This window comes from Caulobacter sp. Root487D2Y (genome assembly GCF_001427165.1).
In the GTDB taxonomy this organism is placed as follows: Bacteria; Pseudomonadota; Alphaproteobacteria; order Caulobacterales; family Caulobacteraceae; genus Caulobacter.
This window is the reverse complement of record NZ_LMFD01000012.1, coordinates 122,404-138,711: the sequence shown is the minus strand read 5'-3', so window position 1 is coordinate 138,711 and position 16,308 is coordinate 122,404. Positions and strand designations below refer to the sequence as shown.

The following is a 16,308-nucleotide window of genomic DNA, read 5'->3' as shown; positions in this document are numbered from 1 at the left end:
GGGCATGCTCGCGCCATGAACCCCGCTGATTCCGCCCTCGATTCCGCCGCGATCGCCTATGCCCGGGCCCTGCTGCGCAAGCCGATGCGCCGGCAGAGGATGGGGCCGGTCCTGGCGGCCGCCGCCTTCGCCGCGGTCAGCGCGGTGACCTTCGCCGTCGTGATGGTCATCGCCCCGCCGGCGGTCGTGCAGCACCTGCCGTCCGACCGCCTGGACGGGGCCCAGCCCTAGGCGAACCGCCCCCCCTTAGGCGAACCGCCAAGCCTCTTCGGCCGCGCGCTTCAGGGCGCGGGACTTGTGCAGGGTCTCGTCGTATTCCGCGTCGGGATCGCTGTCGGCGACGATCCCGCCGCCGGCCTGGACGTACATCATGCCGTCCTTGACCAGGGCCGTGCGCAGCACGATGCAGGTGTCGACCGAGCCGTCGGCGCCGATATAGCCGACCGCCCCGGCGTAGCCGACGCCGCGCTTCTCGATCTCCAGCTCGTCGATGATCTCCATGGCCCGCACCTTGGGCGCGCCGGACAGCGTGCCGGCGGGCAGGGCGGCCATCAGCACGTCGACCGGGTCCACGCCCTCGGGCGCGTCGCCCTCGACGTTGGAGACGATGTGCATCACGTGGCTGTAGCGCTCGATCTTGAAGCTGTCGGTGACGCGGACGTTGGCGTGCTTGCCCTTGGTGGCCGGATCGTTGCTGCCGGCGTGCTTGAGCATCGCCACGCGGCCCACGTCGTTGCGGCCCAGATCCAGCAGCATCAGGTGCTCGGACCGCTCCTTGGGATCGGCCAGCAGCTCCTTCTCCAACGCCAGGTCCTGCTCGGGCGTGGCGCCGCGCGGCCGGGTGCCGGCGATCGGGCGGATGGTGATCTTGCCGTCGCGCAGGCGAACCAGGATCTCGGGGCTGGAGCCGACCAGGTTGAAGCCGTCCAGGTCCAGGAAATACAGGAACGGCGACGGGTTGGTCCGCCGCAGCGAGCGGTAGAGGGCGAACGGCTCCAGCGGGAACGGCGCGCGGAAGCGGTGGCTGGGCACCACCTGGAAGATGTCGCCGGCCCGGATGTACTCCTTGGCCTTCTCGACCACGACCGCGTAGTCCTCGCGGCTGACCGGGGTGGTGAACTCGGCCTGGCCATGGCTCTGGCGCGGAGCCGACTGGGTCAGCGGGGCGCGCAGGTCGGCCATCACCGTCTCGATCCGGCCCTGGGCGGCGGCGTAGGCGTCGGCGGCCGACACCCCCGCTTGCGGGCGGGCGGTGGTGACCAGGATGATCTCCTGGGCGATGGCGTCGAAGACCGCCACGATCGACGGCCGGGTCATGATCCCGTCCGGCAGGCCCAGCGTGTCGGTGTTGATGTCCGGCAGGCGCTCGGCCAGGCGGACCATGTCGTAGCCCAGGGCCCCGAACACGCCGGCCGAGGGCGGCGGCAGGCCGGCGGGCATCTCGATCCGCGAGCGGGCGATCAGGTCGCGCAGGCTGTCCAGCGCGCCGCCCGCCTGGGGCGTGAAGCGGCCGGCGGCGATGTCGTCGCCCTCGGCGATCTCGGCCTGGTCGCCGCGACAGCGCCAGACCAGATCGGGCTTCATCGCCACGATCGAATAGCGCCCGCGCCAGGCGCCGCCCTCGACGCTTTCGAACAGGAAGGCGTAGGGCCGGCCATGGCCGATCTTCAGATAGGCCGAGACCGGGGTCTCCAGATCGTCGATCAGCCGGGTCCAGACCACCTGCGGGCGGCCGGACTCGTAGACGGCGGCGAAGGCGTCGAGACCGGGCTCCAGGCTCATTGAGCCTTGCCCTTGCCCTTGGCCGGCGCCTTGCCGTCCTCGGCGGGCAGCGTGCTGGTGTCGACGCCGATCGCCTGGCGGGCCAGGGTCAGGTTGACCTTGGTTTTCAGCTGGATCTTGGCGGCGTCCTGGGCGGCCTGACCGACGTCGCGGAACAGGCCCTGCGAGGTCTGCGGACGCATCGCCTCGGTGATCTGGGCCATCTGGTCGGGCGAACCGGGGTGGACCTTCTCGACCACGGCCACTAGGTAGCCGCCCTGCGGACCGCGCGACACGAACGGCGCGCCCGGCTTGGCGCCGAACGTGCCCGTCAGCAGGTCGCGGCCCAGGCCCTGGAACTGGCGGGCGTTCTGACGGCTGATGTTGGGAACGCGCTGCACCTGGGTCTGGGCCGAGGCGGCGACCGCCTCCAGCGACTCGCCCTTCTTGACCCGCGCGGCCAGCGCGTCGGCCTTGGTCTTCATGCGCTCGAGCAGAGTCTCCAGCATCCAGCGCTGGGCCAGGGGCTCGCGGATCTCGGCCAGCGGCGGCATGGCCGACGGAATGACCTTCTCGACGCGGACGGCGAAATATTCGCCCTTGCCGGCCTCGATCAGTTCGCTCTCGCCGCCCGCGGGCAGTTCGAAGGCGGTCTTCAGGGCGTCGGGGGTCAGGCCGGGGATCGGCTGGCCGTTGCGGTCGACGCCCGAGGCGGCGATCGGCGAGCTGGTCCACACCGGAGCGCCGGCCTTGGTCGCCGCGTCGATCAGGCTGGCGCCGCCGTCATGGGCGTCCTGGTAGGTCTGGGTCTGTTCGTAGGCCTTGGCCTGGGCGGCCTGGGCCTTCAGCTCGGCCTCGATGGCCGGGCGCTGGGATTCCAGGCTGGGCATGGCGGCCGGGTTGATCCCGAGGAGCTTGACCACCGAGACGCCGAGGTCGCCGTTGATCGGCGCGCTGACCTGGCCCGCCGCCAGGGCGAACACCGCGTCGGCCACCTTGCGGTCGGGCAGGGCGGACTTCGGCTTGGCGTTGATCATCACCGGCTGCTTGCCATAGGCGCTGGCGACGATGGCCGGCTGGTCGCCCTTGGCCAGGCGCTGGGCGATCACCGCGGCGGTCTTGGCGTCGGGGGCGACGATCTGGACGAACGAGCGGGTCTCGGCCGTGCCCAGGGTGTCCTTGCGGAAATTGTAGGTCTTGACGATGTCGGCCTCGGGCACGGTCACCGTGTTTTCCAAGGCCTTGGCGCTGAAGCGGGCCACCGACAGGATCCGGGTCTCGGGCAGGGTCAGCTGGGCGGCGTGCTCCTTCATGTAGGCCTGGAGCTGGGCGTCGGTCGGGAGGCCCGGCTTTTCGACGGTCGCGGGATTGATCGCGAAGGCGGCCAGGTCGCGGCCTTCCAGGCCGTAGGCGGCCTGCAGGGCCGAATAGATGCGCGGGGCGCGCAGACCGGCGGCGACGGCGCTGAACAGATGGGTCTGGGCGATGTCGTCGCGCAGCGAGGCCTCGTAGCGGGCCGGGGTCAGGTCGTTTTGGGCCAGCAGACGCTGGTACATCGTCGCGTCGAACTTGCCGGTGATCGGATCGAACGGGCGCTGGCCCGGAGGCAGGCCGGCCAGCTGCTCGCGCAGGGTGTCGCCCACCAGCTTGTCGGACGGGCGCACGCCGAGCTTGCGGACCAGCTCGGCCAGGGATTCCTGCAGCGCCAGCTGGGTCAGCATCTTGCGGTCGATGCCCTGCTGGACGGCGAGGTCCGGCGTGATCGTCTGGCCCTGGGCCTGCTCGCGCTTGCGGTAGTTCTCGAACTGCGCCTTGAAGTCCTCCGGCGTCATGTTCCGCGAACCGGCCGCGATCACCCACTTGCCGGGGGGATGGCGGAACACGTCGCTGATGCCGAACACCGCGAAGCTGACGATGAGCAGACCAAACAGGACCACCGCGAACGGCGATTTGGCGAAGGAGCGGAAGCCGGCGAGCATGACTGGGAGAAACCTTCCTCGAAATTCGCGCGGATTCCACGCAGGACGCGGAACGGACGCGAGCTGCGGGTATAGTAGAGCCACGGGGGGCCGGGCAAGCGGCGGAGGGGGCTGAAGCGGTCTTGACTTCCAACCCGCCTGGGTTCCCAAACCGGGCGCATGACCCTTTCGCTGACCACGCCCCGGCCGCTGATCGCCGGAAATTGGAAGATGTTCGGCCTTGAAGCCTCGCTCGACGAGGCCCGCGCGGTGGCGGCGGCGCTGTCGGAGAAGCCGCCCGCCGCCCGCGTCGCCATCTGTCCGGGGGCAACCCTGCTGCACCGGATGGCCCAGGCCATGGCCGGCGAAGCGGTGATCGTCGGCGGCCAGGACTGCCACCCGGCCGCCTCGGGGCCGCACACCGGCGACATCTCGGCCGCGATGCTGGTCGACGCCGGCGCCCAGCTGGTGATTCTCGGCCACTCCGAGCGGCGCGCCGCCCATGGCGAGAGCGACGCCCTGGTGTCGGCCAAGGTCGAGGCCGCCCTGGCCGCCGGCCTGGAGCCGATCATCTGCTTTGGCGAGACCCTGGCCCAGCGCGACGCGGGCCAGGCCGAGGCGGTGGTCACCGGCATGGCCCGCGGTTCGCTGCCCTCCAGCCTGGCCGGTCAGGCCTTCTCGGTGGCCTACGAGCCGGTCTGGGCCATCGGAACCGGCCGCACGCCGACCCCGGCCGACATCGAGCACGTCCACCAGGCGCTGCGCGCGGTGCTGGTCGAGCGCTTCGGCGATCACGGCGCGACCGTGCCCATCCTCTACGGCGGCTCGGTGAAGCCCGACAACGCCCGCGAGATCCTGGCGACCCCCGAGGTCGGCGGCGCCCTGGTCGGCGGCGCCTCGCTGAAGGCAGCGGACTTCCTGGCGATCATCGCGGCGGCTTAGAGGGGGCGGAACAGACACGGCGCGGGGATCCAGCGCCGTCCATCCCCGTCAGCGCCGCGAAGAACCCCAACGATCCCAACGCCCTGCGAAAAATCAGCGTCACCAACCCTGGCGTATCGAGAACCTCGCCATACTGAACAGGTCCCCATCGCGGGGGAGGGCTCTTGGTACCGGCCCAAGCAGGCGATGGGGATCGAACCGAGCGGGGCCGGGCTGGCCTGGCGGGCGGGCGTGTCGGGAAGCGGGTCTCAGAAGGATCCAAGGCCCGGGACGGACGAACGCCGGACAGCCGGGGTCGACGGGGCCGGAACGTTCAAACCGGCCTGTTCCAGGATCAGTCGGAGTCGCTGACGGCCCCTTCCGGGCGACCTGATCCTGCCCGTCCGAGGGGAAACGTCGATCGGGATGAAACAGGCCCTCAATCGACGTCCCTCGGTCAAAACGGTTCGGCGGAGCGGTCAGGTCTAGCCGAAACGCACACTCAAACTCACGGTCATCCGGGCTGGGCCCGGACCGCTCCGCGCCTCCCCACCCACTCGTCGCGAAAGCTCGAGGGCGAGACGCCGTGTCTGTGACGCCGTGCCCGCGAACACTTGCCCCCACCTGACCGCTTCGCGGTCTGTCCGCCCCCACAGGGGGCGGAGGACGCGCGCACAGTCCCTCTTCCCCCTGTGGGGGAAGACGACCGCGAAGCGGTCAGGTGGGGGCAAGCGGTCGCCACACGGAGCCCTTCGGAGAGACCCCTGTCCCTAGAACAACAACCCGAAGATTCGGCAGTCGCGGCGTTCGCCGTCGCGGTCGACGTGGCCCTTCAGATAGCCCTCCTGCTCGAAGCCCAGCTTCTGCAGCACCTTCTCGGCCCGGCCGTCGCCGACGTGGGTGCGGGCGATCATCCGCTTGAGGCCCAGGGTCGAGGCGCAATAGGCCAGCAGGGCGGCGGCGGCCTCGGTGGCGTAGCCCCGGCCCCAGCCCTCGCGGGCGACGATGAAGCCCAGTTCGCAGCGATGATGCCGCCAATCCAGGTCGAGCAGCTCGCAATAGCCCAGGAAGCGGCCGGTCTTGGTCAGGCGGATCCCCCAGTACATCGCCCGGCGCTCCTCCATCTCGGCCACCTGGGAGGCGACCGCGGCCGCGACCTCGTCGGGATCCTCGATGGCGGCCCGGTCCCAGTGGGCCATCACCTCCGGATCACTCATGAACGGGTAGACGAGGGGGGCGTCCTCAAGGGTCAGCGGCGTCAGGCTAAGGCGTTCGGTCTCGAGGATCATGCGCGAGAATGGACCCGATGCGGACTGGAGGAATGGTCTTGAGTGAAGCCGGTTCGTCCCCAGCTATGGCGCGTGCCCTTTGCAAGTGATAGAGGGGCCGCTTCGTTTTTCACGGCGGAAACGTCCGTCGCCCGGATCGAGATCGATTTAGACATGCTCATCGGCGTTCTGCTGACCATCAACATCATCGTTTGCATCGCCCTGATCGGCGTGGTGCTGATGCAGCGCTCCGAAGGGGGCGCTCTAGGCATGGGCGGCGGCGGCGGCGGTTTCATGACCGCGCGGGGCGCGGGCGACCTTTTGACGCGCACGACCTGGATCCTGTTCTCGATCTTCCTGATCATCAGCCTGGCCCTGACCATCCTGACGGGCCGCATGGGCTCCAGCAATTCGGTGGTCGATCGCCTGAAGCTCGACGGCCTGGACAGCAAGACCCTGAACGCCGCCCCGCTGCCGGCGGGTCCGACCGCTCCGGCCCCGACGACGACCGTTCCGGTCCCGTCCGCGCCGGCGGCCGCCGGTCCGGCCGCGATCGAAGCCCCGACTCCGCAGATCAGCGCACCGACCCCGACCGTCTCGGCGCCCAAGCCCGCCGCGCCGGCCGCCAAGGCCCCGGCCAAGGCTCCCGTCGCCGCGCCGGTTCCGGTGATCAACGCTCCGGCTCCGACCGACCAAAAGCCGGCCCAGTAAGGGTCGGCGGCATTTTACTGTTGATGAACGGCGGTCTTTTCGCCGCTTGCCCCGAATCGCGGCTAATCTGATCGCCCATGACCCGGTACATCTTCATCACCGGCGGCGTGGTTTCCTCATTGGGAAAAGGCCTCGCCTCCGCAGCGCTCGGAGCGCTCCTGCAGGCTCGCGGCTACAAGGTTCGCCTTCGTAAGCTCGACCCTTATCTCAACGTCGATCCGGGCACGATGAGCCCGTATCAGCACGGCGAGGTGTTCGTCACCGACGACGGCGCCGAGACCGACCTGGACCTCGGCCACTACGAGCGTTTCACCGGCGTCTCGGCGACCAAGGCCGACAACATCACCACCGGCCAGATCTACAAGACGATCATCGAGAAGGAGCGTCGCGGCGACTATCTGGGCGCGACCGTCCAGGTGATTCCGCACGTCACCAACGAGATCAAGGACTTCGTCCTGTCGCCGGCGCTCGACGAGACGGGCGAGAAGCCGGTCGACTTCGTGCTGGTCGAGATCGGCGGCACGGTGGGCGACATCGAGGGCCTGCCGTTCTTCGAGGCCATCCGCCAGCTGCGCCAGGATCTGCCGCGCAACCAGAGCTGCTACGTGCACCTGACCTTGCTGCCGTTCATCAAGACGGCCGGCGAGATGAAGACCAAGCCGACCCAGCACTCGGTCAAGGAACTGCGCTCGATCGGCATCCAGCCCGACATCCTGCTGTGCCGCTGCGAGCAGGAGATCCCAGTCGAGGAAAAGCGCAAGATCGCCCAGTTCTGCAACGTGCGTCCCAGCGCCGTGATCCAGGCGATGGACTCATCGTCGATCTACGCGGTGCCGATCGACTACCACAAGGAAGGCCTGGACGCCGAGGTGCTGGACGTGTTCGGCATGGGCGACGCGCCCAAGCCGGACCTCTCGCGCTGGGAGGCGATCGACCAGACGGTCAACCACCCGGACGGCGAAGTGACCATCGCGGTGGTCGGCAAGTACACGGTCCTGAAGGACGCCTACAAGTCGCTGATCGAGGCCCTGCACCACGGGGGCCTGGCCAACAAGGTCAAGGTCAACCTGGACTGGGTCGAGAGCGAGACCTTCGAGGGCGACGAGGGCGCGGCCGCGGCCCGCCTGGAGAACGCCCACGCCATCATGGTGCCCGGCGGCTTCGGCGAGCGGGGCGCGGAAGGCAAGATCCGCGCCGCCCAGTTCGCCCGCGAACGCAAGGTGCCGTACTTCGGCATCTGCTTCGGCATGCAGATGGCGGTCATCGAGACCCTGCGCAACGTGGCCGGGATCAAGGACGCCTCGTCCAGCGAGTTCGGCCCCACCGAGCGTCCCGTGGTCGGGATCATGACCGAGTGGATCAAGGGCAACGAGACCGTCCAGCGGCGCAGCAACGACGATCTGGGCGGCACCATGCGCCTGGGGGCCTACGAGGCCGTCCTGACGGCCGGTTCGAAGGTCGCCGAGATCTACGGGACCACCGACATCAGCGAGCGCCACCGCCACCGCTACGAGGTCAACATCGGCTACGCCCACCTGATGGAGGACGCCGGTCTGAAGCTGACCGGCCGCTCGCCCAACGGCGTGCTGCCCGAGATCGTCGAACGCGAGGACCATCCGTGGTTCATCGGGGTGCAATATCACCCCGAACTGAAGAGCCGTCCGTTCGCCCCGCACCCCCTGTTCGCCAGCTTTATCGCGGCGGCGAAAGAGCAGGGACGACTCGTCTAACAAGCCCGGTTGCATCTCCGGAGAGTTTCAGGCATAAGCGCGCCCTCACACGGCGGCCTGGGTCTTCCCCGAGTCGCCGTCTCTAATTTTCAAGCTCAGCGAGCAGAGTCACTTCGATGGCCGTTCCCAAAAGAAAAACTTCGCCTTCTCGCCGGAACATGCGCCGGTCGCACCACGCCCTGGGCGCCAATTCCTTCGTGGAAGACAAGGACTCGGGCGAACTGCGCCGTCCGCACCACGTCGACCTGAAGACCGGTCTGTACAACGGCAAGCAGATCCTGACGCCGAAGGAAGACTAGCCTTCGGTCCGTTTCCGCCCCGGCGGAACGACAAGACGAAAGCTTGAAAGGCGGCGGTCTCCGGACCGCCGCCTTTTCGCTTTTTCCCGCCTTCGATGAACTGCTTTTCCCGCGCGTCAAACGGCGGCTATTTCGACAACGCTGTCGAAAAACCGTGTTATCTTGGCGGCAGGGAGATTCACCCATGCTCACACGCCGAAACCTCGCGGCGGGACTGGGATTGTCGCTGATGGCCGAGCAGGCCTGGGCTCGATCCTCGACGCCCGCGCCGCTGCTGCAGAAGACGTCGCTGCAAACCTCGCCCACGCCGGCCCCGCCGGCGCCGGCCGGCGTGCTTCCACCGGCCGAGGCCGAGGCTCCGCCCTTCCTGCTCGACACGGCGCTGGACGCGACCGACCGCATGACGGTCGAGGTGTTCATCAACGAGCAGGGGCCGTTCAACTTCGTGGTCGACACCGGCGCCGACCGCAGCGCGTTGTCGACGACGCTGGTGGCCCGGCTGGGCCTGGAACCAGGCCGCACCGTGATGCTGCACGGGGTCGGCGGCTCCGCCCTGACCCCCACGGCCAAGGTGGGGCTGATGGTGGCCGGCGATTCGCGCATGAAGGACTCCGAATTGCCGGTGCTCCCGCCCGAGCGCCTGGGCGTGGACGGCCTGCTGGGCGTCGACATGCTCGAGAACCGCAATGTCATCATGGATTTTCGCCGCAAGCGGCTGGAGGTCCGTCGCAGCACCGCCCTGTCCGGCGCCTTCCCCGGCGTGCGCGAGGTCTCGGTGCTCGCGGACGCTCGTTTCGGCCGGCTGGCGGTCGCCAACGCCCGGGTCAGCGGCGTGCGCTGCGTGGCTTTCATCGACTCCGGTTCCGGCGCCAGCATGGGCAACATGGCCCTGGCCGAGGCGATCAAGCTGCGTGTGCGCCGCCATCCCGAGCCCTCCATGGCCATTCGGCTGATCGGCGCGGCGGGGGAGGAGACGATGGGCGAGATGCGCGTCGTCCGCTCGATAGAACTGGGCGCCTTGCGAATGACCAACCTGCCGCTGGTGCTGGCCGATCTGCACATCTTCGACGTCTGGAACCTCAACAGCCGGCCCGCCGTGCTGCTCGGCGTCGACGTGCTGAAGATGTTCGCCCGGGTCGAGCTCGACTTCGGATCGGACCGAGTGAAGTTCCGTCTCGGCAAGGGCTGGACCCCGCCCATCCTGGAGGCTTGAGAAGAGGGCGCGGGCCGAACGTTCGTTCCGACGATCCAGCGAGCGCCGGTTGCGGTTCGGGGTCCGCGCCGCTAAGGGGAAGCGCCTTTTGAAAGGGGAGCTCCCATGACCGAGATCGTCGACATCATCGCCCGCGAAATCCTGGACAGCCGCGGCAATCCGACGGTCGAGGTCGACGTCGTCCTGGAAGACGGGGCCTTTGGCCGCGCCGCCGTGCCGTCGGGCGCCTCGACCGGCGCCCACGAAGCGGTCGAAAAGCGCGACGGCGACAAGGGCCGCTACGGCGGCAAGGGCGTCAAGGCGGCTGTGGACGCGGTCAACGGCGAGCTGTTCGACGCGCTGTCGGGCGTCGACGCCGAAGACCAGCGCCGCATCGACAACCTGATGATCGAACTGGACGGCACGCCCAACAAGAGCCGCCTGGGCGCCAACGCCATCCTCGGCGTCTCGCTGGCCACCGCCAAGGCCGCGGCCGAGTCGGCCGGCCTGCCGCTCTACAAATACGTCGGCGGCGTCTCGGCTCGCGTCCTGCCGGTGCCGATGATGAACATCATCAACGGCGGCGCCCATGCCGACAACCCGATCGACATCCAGGAATTCATGATCCTGCCGACCGGCGCCCCGACCTTCGCCGAGGCCCTGCGGATGGGCGCGGAGATCTTCCACGGCCTGAAGAAGGCCCTGAAGGACGCCGGCCATAACACCAACGTCGGCGACGAAGGCGGCTTCGCCCCCAACCTCGGCTCGGCCGAGGACGCGCTGGCCTTCATCGTCAAGGCGGGCGAAGCGGCCGGCTACAAGTCTGGCGAGGACTTCGTCCTGGGCCTGGACGTCGCCGCCACCGAGTTCTTCAAGAACGGCAAATACGAGCTGGAAGGCGAAGGCAAGAGCCTGGATCCGGCCCAGATGGTCGACTACCTGGCCAACCTGGCCGACAAGTTCCCGATCCTGTCGATCGAGGACGGCATGTCGGAGGACGACTTCGAAGGCTGGAAGCTGCTGACCGACAAGCTGGGCAAGAAGGTTCAGCTGGTCGGCGACGACCTGTTCGTCACCAACCCCAAGCGCCTGCAGCTGGGCCTGGACAAGGGCCTGGCCAACTCGATCCTGATCAAGGTCAACCAGATCGGCACCCTGTCAGAAACCATCGACGCCGTCGATCTGGCCCACCGCAACGCCTACACCAGCGTGATGAGCCACCGCTCGGGCGAGACCGAGGACAGCACCATCGCCGACCTGGCGGTCGCCCTGAACTGCGGTCAGATCAAAACGGGTTCGCTGGCCCGCTCGGACCGGCTGGCCAAGTACAATCAACTGCTGCGTATCGAGGAAGCTCTCGACGATCAGGCTGTCTATGCCGGTCGCGCGGTGCTCAAGGGCCGCTAAGATCCAGCGTCCACGACGATGAAAGGCGGCGCTTCCAGCGCCGCCTTTTTCGTTTCAAACGCTACGATTCTCAGGCTGGAGACCTCGATCGCCCGCTTTCGAGGCGCCGGGCGCCAAAATTCACCAACAATTTTTCTAAAAGCAAAAGCCGTCGCGCACCGCACCGCCGCAGAAAACGCCGCCGAACCGCTGTTCAGATGCTGCGACGCGGTATCTAGATGCCCTTGAAACCATCTCAAATGAAAGTGTTGGAGAGCTGCTTTCGAGGTCTTGCCTCCACTCGCTCAAACCCCCCGTTTAGTAAGGCGTTAAGCCTGATCGGGCAGGGTAAACCTACCCTCCTGGGAATCGCTGATGTTCGCCCGACTGCAACCTCTTCTGCCGACCGCGGCGCTCCTTCTGCTGATCACCTACTTCGTGTTTCACGCCCTGACGGGCGAACGCGGACTGTTGTCGACGTCGCAGCGCAACGCAGATCTCGCCGCCAAGACGCTGGAGTTGAAGAAGATCCGCGCCGAAAGGATGGACCTGGAGGCCCGTGCTCGTCTATTACGCAGCGGCAGTTTGTCGGCGGACCTCCTGGAAGAACGCGCGCGTTCGCTCCTGGGATATGCCGACCCCAAGGACTATGTGATCCGCACCCCGCGCTGAGCGTTTGGTGGGAGACCCGGTCCTCGGCTCTGCCGGCGGATCAGGCGAGCCTGGCCCGTTTCGGGTTTGACAAAGGACCTCCACCTACGCGGAACCGAAGGTTCATTCGGCCGGTGGGCGTCCAGGAGTAGGCCGCGATGAAGATTGGCCAGGGAGAGTTGAATGGCGCGTACGCGCAAGGGTGAAGCCCCCGCGGGGAAGGCTGATGCCACCGGTGTCAACGCCTTCGTCGGCAAGGACGAGCTTCTGAAATTCTACCAGGACATGCTGCTGATCCGCCGCTTCGAGGAGCGAGCCGGCCAGCTGTACGGCATGGGCCTGATCGGCGGGTTCTGCCACCTCTACATCGGCCAAGAAGCCATCGCGGTCGGCATGCAGTCGATCAAGGTCAAGGGCGATCAGATCATCACCGGCTACCGTGACCACGGCCACATGCTGGCCGCGGGCATGGACCCGAACGAAGTCATGGCCGAGCTGACCGGCCGCGCGGGCGGTTCGTCGCGCGGCAAGGGCGGCTCGATGCACATGTTCGACATCGAAACCGGCTTCTACGGCGGTCACGGCATCGTCGGCGCCCAGGTTTCGCTTGGCACCGGCCTGGCGCTGAACAACCACTATCGCGGCAACGGCAACGTCGCCTTCGCCTATTTCGGCGACGGTGCGGCCAACCAGGGCCAGGTCTACGAGAGCTTCAACATGGCCCAGCTGTGGAAGCTGCCGGTCGTGTACGTGATCGAGAACAACCAGTACGCCATGGGCACCAGCGTCGAGCGCTCGGCGTCGGAGACCGCCTTCCACAAGCGCGGCACCTCGTTCCGGATCCCGGGCGAGGAAGTCGACGGCATGGACGTGATCGCCGTGGCCGAGGCCGGCGCCCGCGCCGCCGAGCACGCCCGCAGCGGCCAGGGCCCGTTCATCCTCGAGATGAAGACCTATCGCTATCGCGGCCACTCGATGTCCGACCCGGCCAAGTACCGGACCAAGGACGAGGTCGACAACGTCAAGCAGACGCGCGACCCGATCGACCACCTGAAGGAGCGCCTGGCCAAGGCCGGCGTCACCGAGGACGATCTGAAGGTCGTCGACGCCGAGGTGAAGCGCATTGTGGCCGAGGCGGCCGAGTTCGCCCGCACCAGCCCCGAGCCCGATCCTTCCGAACTCTACACCGACGTATACCTGGAGGCCGCCCAGTGACGGACATCCTGATGCCCGCCCTGTCCCCGACGATGGAAGAGGGGACCCTGGCCAAGTGGCTGGTCAAGGAAGGCGACACCGTCAAGGCCGGCGACGTGATCGCCGAGATCGAGACCGACAAGGCGACGATGGAAGTCGAAGCCGTAGATGAAGGCGTGATCGAAGCCATTATCGTGCCCGCCGGGTCCGAGAACGTGAAGGTCAACACCCTGATCGCCAAGCTGAAGGGCGAGGGTGAAGCCGCTTCGCCGGCCCCGGCCGCCGCTCAGGCCGCCGCGCCCGTCGCCGAAGCCGCTCCGACTCCGGTCGTCGCGCCCGCCGCGGCGCCGATCTCGGCCGCCTCGACCTTCGCCGATCCGGAAATCCCGGAAGGCACGCCACTGAAGAAGATCACGGTCCGCGACGCCCTGCGCGACGCCATGGCCGAAGAGATGCGCCGCGACGACAAGGTCTTCCTGATGGGCGAGGAAGTCGCCCAGTACCAGGGCGCCTACAAGGTCAGCCGCGACCTGCTGCAGGAGTTCGGCGACAAGCGCGTCATCGACACCCCGATCACCGAGCATGGCTTCGCCGGCCTGGGCGTCGGCGCGGCCATGGCCGGGCTGAAGCCGATCGTCGAGTTCATGACCTGGAACTTCGCCATGCAGGCGATCGACCAGATCGTCAACTCGGCCGCCAAGACGCTGTACATGTCGGGCGGTCAGATCAAGTCGTCGATCGTGTTCCGCGGCCCCAACGGCGCGGCCTCGCGGGTCGGCGCCCAGCACAGCCAGGACTACGCGGCCTGGTACGGCAACGTTCCCGGCCTGAAGGTCGTCGCGCCCTACGACGCGGCCGACGCCAAGGGCCTGATGAAGGCGGCCATCCGCGATCCGAACCCGATCGTCTTCCTCGAACACGAGATGATGTACGGCCACGAGTTCGACATCCCGGACGTCGAGGACTGGGTCGTGCCGATCGGCAAGGCCAAGATCCGCCGCTTCGTCGCCGAGGGCCACACCGGTCCGAGCGTCACCATCGCCACCTATTCGCGGATGGTCGGCTTCGCCCTCCAAGCCGCCGAAGAGCTGGCCAAGGAAGGCATCGAGGCCGAGGTCGTCGACCTGCGCACGATCCGTCCGATGGACCACGCCACGATCCTGGAAAGCGTCAAGCGAACCAACCGTCTCGTGACGGTCGAGGAAGGCTGGGGCCCGATGGGCGTCGGCGCCGAGATCGTCGCCCGCATCACCGAGTTCGGCTTCGACTACCTGGACGCCCCGCCGCTGCGGGTTCACCAGGAAGACGTGCCGCTGCCCTATGCGGCGAACCTGGAAGCCCTGTCGCTGCCGTCGGTCCCCAAGATCGTCAAGGCGGCCAAGGCGGTCTGCTACCGGTGATCGTCCGGTCCGCTCCTCTAGGCCCAGGCCTGTGCGAGCGGGCAGGGAGGCCCTCATGAGTCAGACCCTCAACGGCTCCTGCCACTGCGGCGCGGTGCACGTGCAGCTCGACCCCGGCAAGCCGGTGGCCGAGCTGGCCTTTCGGGCTTGCCAGTGCTCGTTCTGCCGTCGGCAGGGCTCGCGGACGACAAGCGATCCGGGCAGCCGCCTGCACATCACCGCCGCTCCGGGATCGCTGATGCGCTACCGGTTCGGGCGGCGGGCGGTGGATTTCCTGATCTGCCGGGAATGCGCCGTCTACGTGGCGGCGATGATCGAGGACGAGGGCCAGGCCTACGCCACCCTCAACGTCGTGGGGACCGACCTGCCGGGTTTCGCCGATCGCGAGCCTGAACGGCTGGACTATCACGACGAAACGGACGAACAACGCCTTGCCCGTCGCAAGGCCAAATGGACGCCGACCACTTTGGTCGAAGCCGTCCCGAACGCTTGAGGAAGAAGCTCAATGTCGATCGACATCCTGATGCCCGCCCTGTCGCCCACCATGGAGGAGGGGACCCTCGCCAAGTGGCACGTCAAGGTCGGCGACACCGTCAAGGCCGGCGACGTGATCGCCGAGATCGAGACCGACAAGGCGACGATGGAAGTCGAAGCCGTCGACGAAGGCGTGATCGAGGCCATCCTGGTCGACGCCGGGACCGAGAACGTCAAGGTCAACGCCCTGATCGCCAAGCTGGCCGGCGAGGGCGAGAGCCCCGCGCCGCCGCCCGCCAAGGCCGCCCCGGCCGCCGAGGCCCCGAAGGCCGCTCCGGCTCCCGCCGCGCCGGTCCAGGTCGCCGGCGAGACCGCCGCGCCCGCCAAGCCGGCTCCCGCCGCCGCCCAAAGCACGGCTCAGGCCGGCGACCGCGTGTTCGCCTCGCCGCTGGCCCGCCGCCTGGCCTCGGCCGCGAACCTGGACCTGAAGGCGATCGCCGGCACGGGCCCGCACGGCCGCGTGGTCAAGGCCGACGTCGAGGCCGCCCAGAAGGGCGGCGCGACCGCCAAGGCCGCTCCGGCCTCGGCGCCCGCGGCCGGCTCGACCGCCGCCGCCGCGCCCCGCGCCCACCTGTCGCTCGAGCAGCAGGGCATCCCCGCCGGCTCCTACGACCTCGTCCCGCTGGACGGCATGCGCAAGACCATCGCGCGCCGCCTGACCGACAGCTTCCGCGACGTGCCGCACTTCCCGCTGACGATCGATCTGGAGATCGACGCCCTGCTGGCCGCGCGCGGCAAGATCAACAGCCTGCTGGCCGACCAGGGCGTGAAGGTGTCGGTCAACGACATCATCATCAAGGCCGTGGCCGTGGCCCTCAAGCGCGTGCCGGAGGCCAACGCCTCCTACACGCCCGAGGGCATCGCCATGCACCATCACGCCGACATCGCGGTGGCCGTGGCCATCGACGGCGGCCTGATCACCCCGATCGTCCGCGCCGCCGAGACCAAGGGCCTGGCCCAGATCTCGGCCGAGGTGAAGGACCTGGCGGCCCGCGCCAAGTCCAAGAAGCTGAAGCCCGAGGAATTCCAGGGCGGCACCTTCTCAGTCTCCAACCTCGGCATGTTCGGCATCAAGGCCTTCGCCTCGATCATCAACGAGCCGCAGGGCGCGATCATGAGCGTCGGGGCCGGCGAGCAGCGTGCGGTGGTCAAGGACGGCCAGCTGGCCGTGGCCACGGTGATGACCGTCACCCTGACCTGCGACCACCGCGTGGTCGACGGCGCCATCGGGGCCAAGTTCCTGGCCGCCTTCAAGCCGCTGATCGAAGAGCCGCTGACCCTGATCGTCTAATCGAAGGGGAGG

At 68.2% G+C, this 16,308-nt stretch carries 14 protein-coding genes and 2 pseudogenes; 13 read left to right on the top strand and 3 right to left on the bottom strand.

The features are described 5' to 3' along the window. The first annotated feature begins 15 nt into the window (after nucleotides 1-15). Nucleotides 16-231, top strand: coding sequence for a hypothetical protein (locus ASD38_RS24210; RefSeq protein WP_056446782.1), 216 nt, complete (start codon nucleotides 16-18; stop codon nucleotides 229-231). A gap of 15 nt (nucleotides 232-246) precedes the next feature. Here ASD38_RS24210 and trpE read toward each other — a convergent pair whose 3' ends face one another. Both trpE and ASD38_RS17900 read right to left on the bottom strand, forming a co-directional pair. After that, complete coding sequence (gene trpE, locus ASD38_RS17905; RefSeq protein ID WP_056446786.1) at nucleotides 247-1,782, bottom strand: anthranilate synthase component I; 1,536 nt, start codon at nucleotides 1,780-1,782, stop codon at nucleotides 247-249. Beyond that, a complete protein-coding gene (locus ASD38_RS17900; RefSeq protein WP_056446789.1) occupies nucleotides 1,779-3,740 on the bottom strand; it encodes a peptidylprolyl isomerase in 1,962 nt (653 codons plus the stop codon). The genes trpE and ASD38_RS17900 overlap by 4 nt, the downstream gene beginning before the upstream one ends. Before the next feature lie 159 nt (nucleotides 3,741-3,899). Between ASD38_RS17900 and tpiA the strand changes: the two genes are divergently transcribed. Next, complete coding sequence (tpiA, locus tag ASD38_RS17895) at nucleotides 3,900-4,661, top strand: triose-phosphate isomerase (RefSeq protein ID WP_056446793.1); 762 nt, start codon at nucleotides 3,900-3,902, stop codon at nucleotides 4,659-4,661. A 749-nt stretch (nucleotides 4,662-5,410) separates the two neighbouring features. On the opposite strand, the gene ASD38_RS17890 is transcribed toward tpiA, so the two are convergent. Next, nucleotides 5,411-5,929 carry a GNAT family N-acetyltransferase gene (locus tag ASD38_RS17890; RefSeq protein WP_056439939.1) on the bottom strand — a complete coding sequence of 173 codons (519 nt, stop codon included), beginning with the start codon at nucleotides 5,927-5,929 and terminating at the stop codon, nucleotides 5,411-5,413. 153 nt (nucleotides 5,930-6,082) lie between these two features. On the opposite strand from ASD38_RS17890, the gene secG reads away from it, so the two are divergent. The 11 genes and pseudogenes from secG (at nucleotide 6,083) to ASD38_RS17840 (ending at nucleotide 16,296) form a co-directional block, all read left to right on the top strand. Next, on the top strand, nucleotides 6,083-6,619 hold the full coding sequence (gene secG / locus ASD38_RS17885) for a preprotein translocase subunit SecG (protein ID WP_056462108.1): 537 nt from the start codon (nucleotides 6,083-6,085) through the stop codon (nucleotides 6,617-6,619). A 77-nt stretch (nucleotides 6,620-6,696) separates the two neighbouring features. Continuing rightward, entirely contained in the window at nucleotides 6,697-8,349 is a 1,653-nt protein-coding gene (locus ASD38_RS17880) for a CTP synthase (RefSeq protein WP_056462105.1), read from the top strand. Nucleotides 8,350-8,465: 116 nt separating this feature from the next. Next, on the top strand, nucleotides 8,466-8,648 hold the full coding sequence (gene rpmF, locus ASD38_RS17875) for a 50S ribosomal protein L32 (RefSeq protein WP_007671126.1): 183 nt from the start codon (nucleotides 8,466-8,468) through the stop codon (nucleotides 8,646-8,648). Between the two features lie 184 nt (nucleotides 8,649-8,832). Next, the gene (locus ASD38_RS17870) at nucleotides 8,833-9,861 is read left to right on the top strand and encodes a retroviral-like aspartic protease family protein (RefSeq protein WP_056439932.1); all 1,029 of its coding nucleotides are present in this window, start codon (nucleotides 8,833-8,835) and stop codon (nucleotides 9,859-9,861) included. A 105-nt stretch (nucleotides 9,862-9,966) separates the two neighbouring features. Further along, on the top strand, nucleotides 9,967-11,247 hold the full coding sequence (gene eno, locus ASD38_RS17865) for a phosphopyruvate hydratase (RefSeq protein WP_056462102.1): 1,281 nt from the start codon (nucleotides 9,967-9,969) through the stop codon (nucleotides 11,245-11,247). A 354-nt stretch (nucleotides 11,248-11,601) separates the two neighbouring features. Continuing rightward, complete coding sequence (locus ASD38_RS17860) at nucleotides 11,602-11,898, top strand: FtsB family cell division protein (RefSeq protein ID WP_028041682.1); 297 nt, start codon at nucleotides 11,602-11,604, stop codon at nucleotides 11,896-11,898. Between the two features lie 162 nt (nucleotides 11,899-12,060). Beyond that, nucleotides 12,061-13,092, top strand: a complete 1,032-nt coding sequence (gene pdhA, locus ASD38_RS17855) for a pyruvate dehydrogenase (acetyl-transferring) E1 component subunit alpha (RefSeq protein WP_056462099.1) — start codon at nucleotides 12,061-12,063, stop codon at nucleotides 13,090-13,092. Then, entirely contained in the window at nucleotides 13,089-14,471 is a 1,383-nt protein-coding gene (locus ASD38_RS17850; RefSeq protein WP_056462097.1) for a pyruvate dehydrogenase complex E1 component subunit beta, read from the top strand. Before pdhA ends, ASD38_RS17850 begins: the two co-directional genes overlap by 4 nt. Continuing rightward, nucleotides 14,392-14,811 (top strand): annotated as a pseudogene (locus tag ASD38_RS25160) (GFA family protein); the annotation flags it as partial. The gene ASD38_RS17850 and the pseudogene ASD38_RS25160, both read left to right, overlap by 80 nt. 69 nt (nucleotides 14,812-14,880) lie before the next feature. Further along, nucleotides 14,881-14,964: pseudogene (locus ASD38_RS24205) on the top strand (aldehyde-activating protein); the annotation flags it as partial. Nucleotides 14,965-14,976: 12 nt separating this feature from the next. Beyond that, a complete protein-coding gene (locus ASD38_RS17840; RefSeq protein WP_056462094.1) occupies nucleotides 14,977-16,296 on the top strand; it encodes a pyruvate dehydrogenase complex dihydrolipoamide acetyltransferase in 1,320 nt (439 codons plus the stop codon). Nucleotides 16,297-16,308 lie beyond the last annotated feature (12 nt).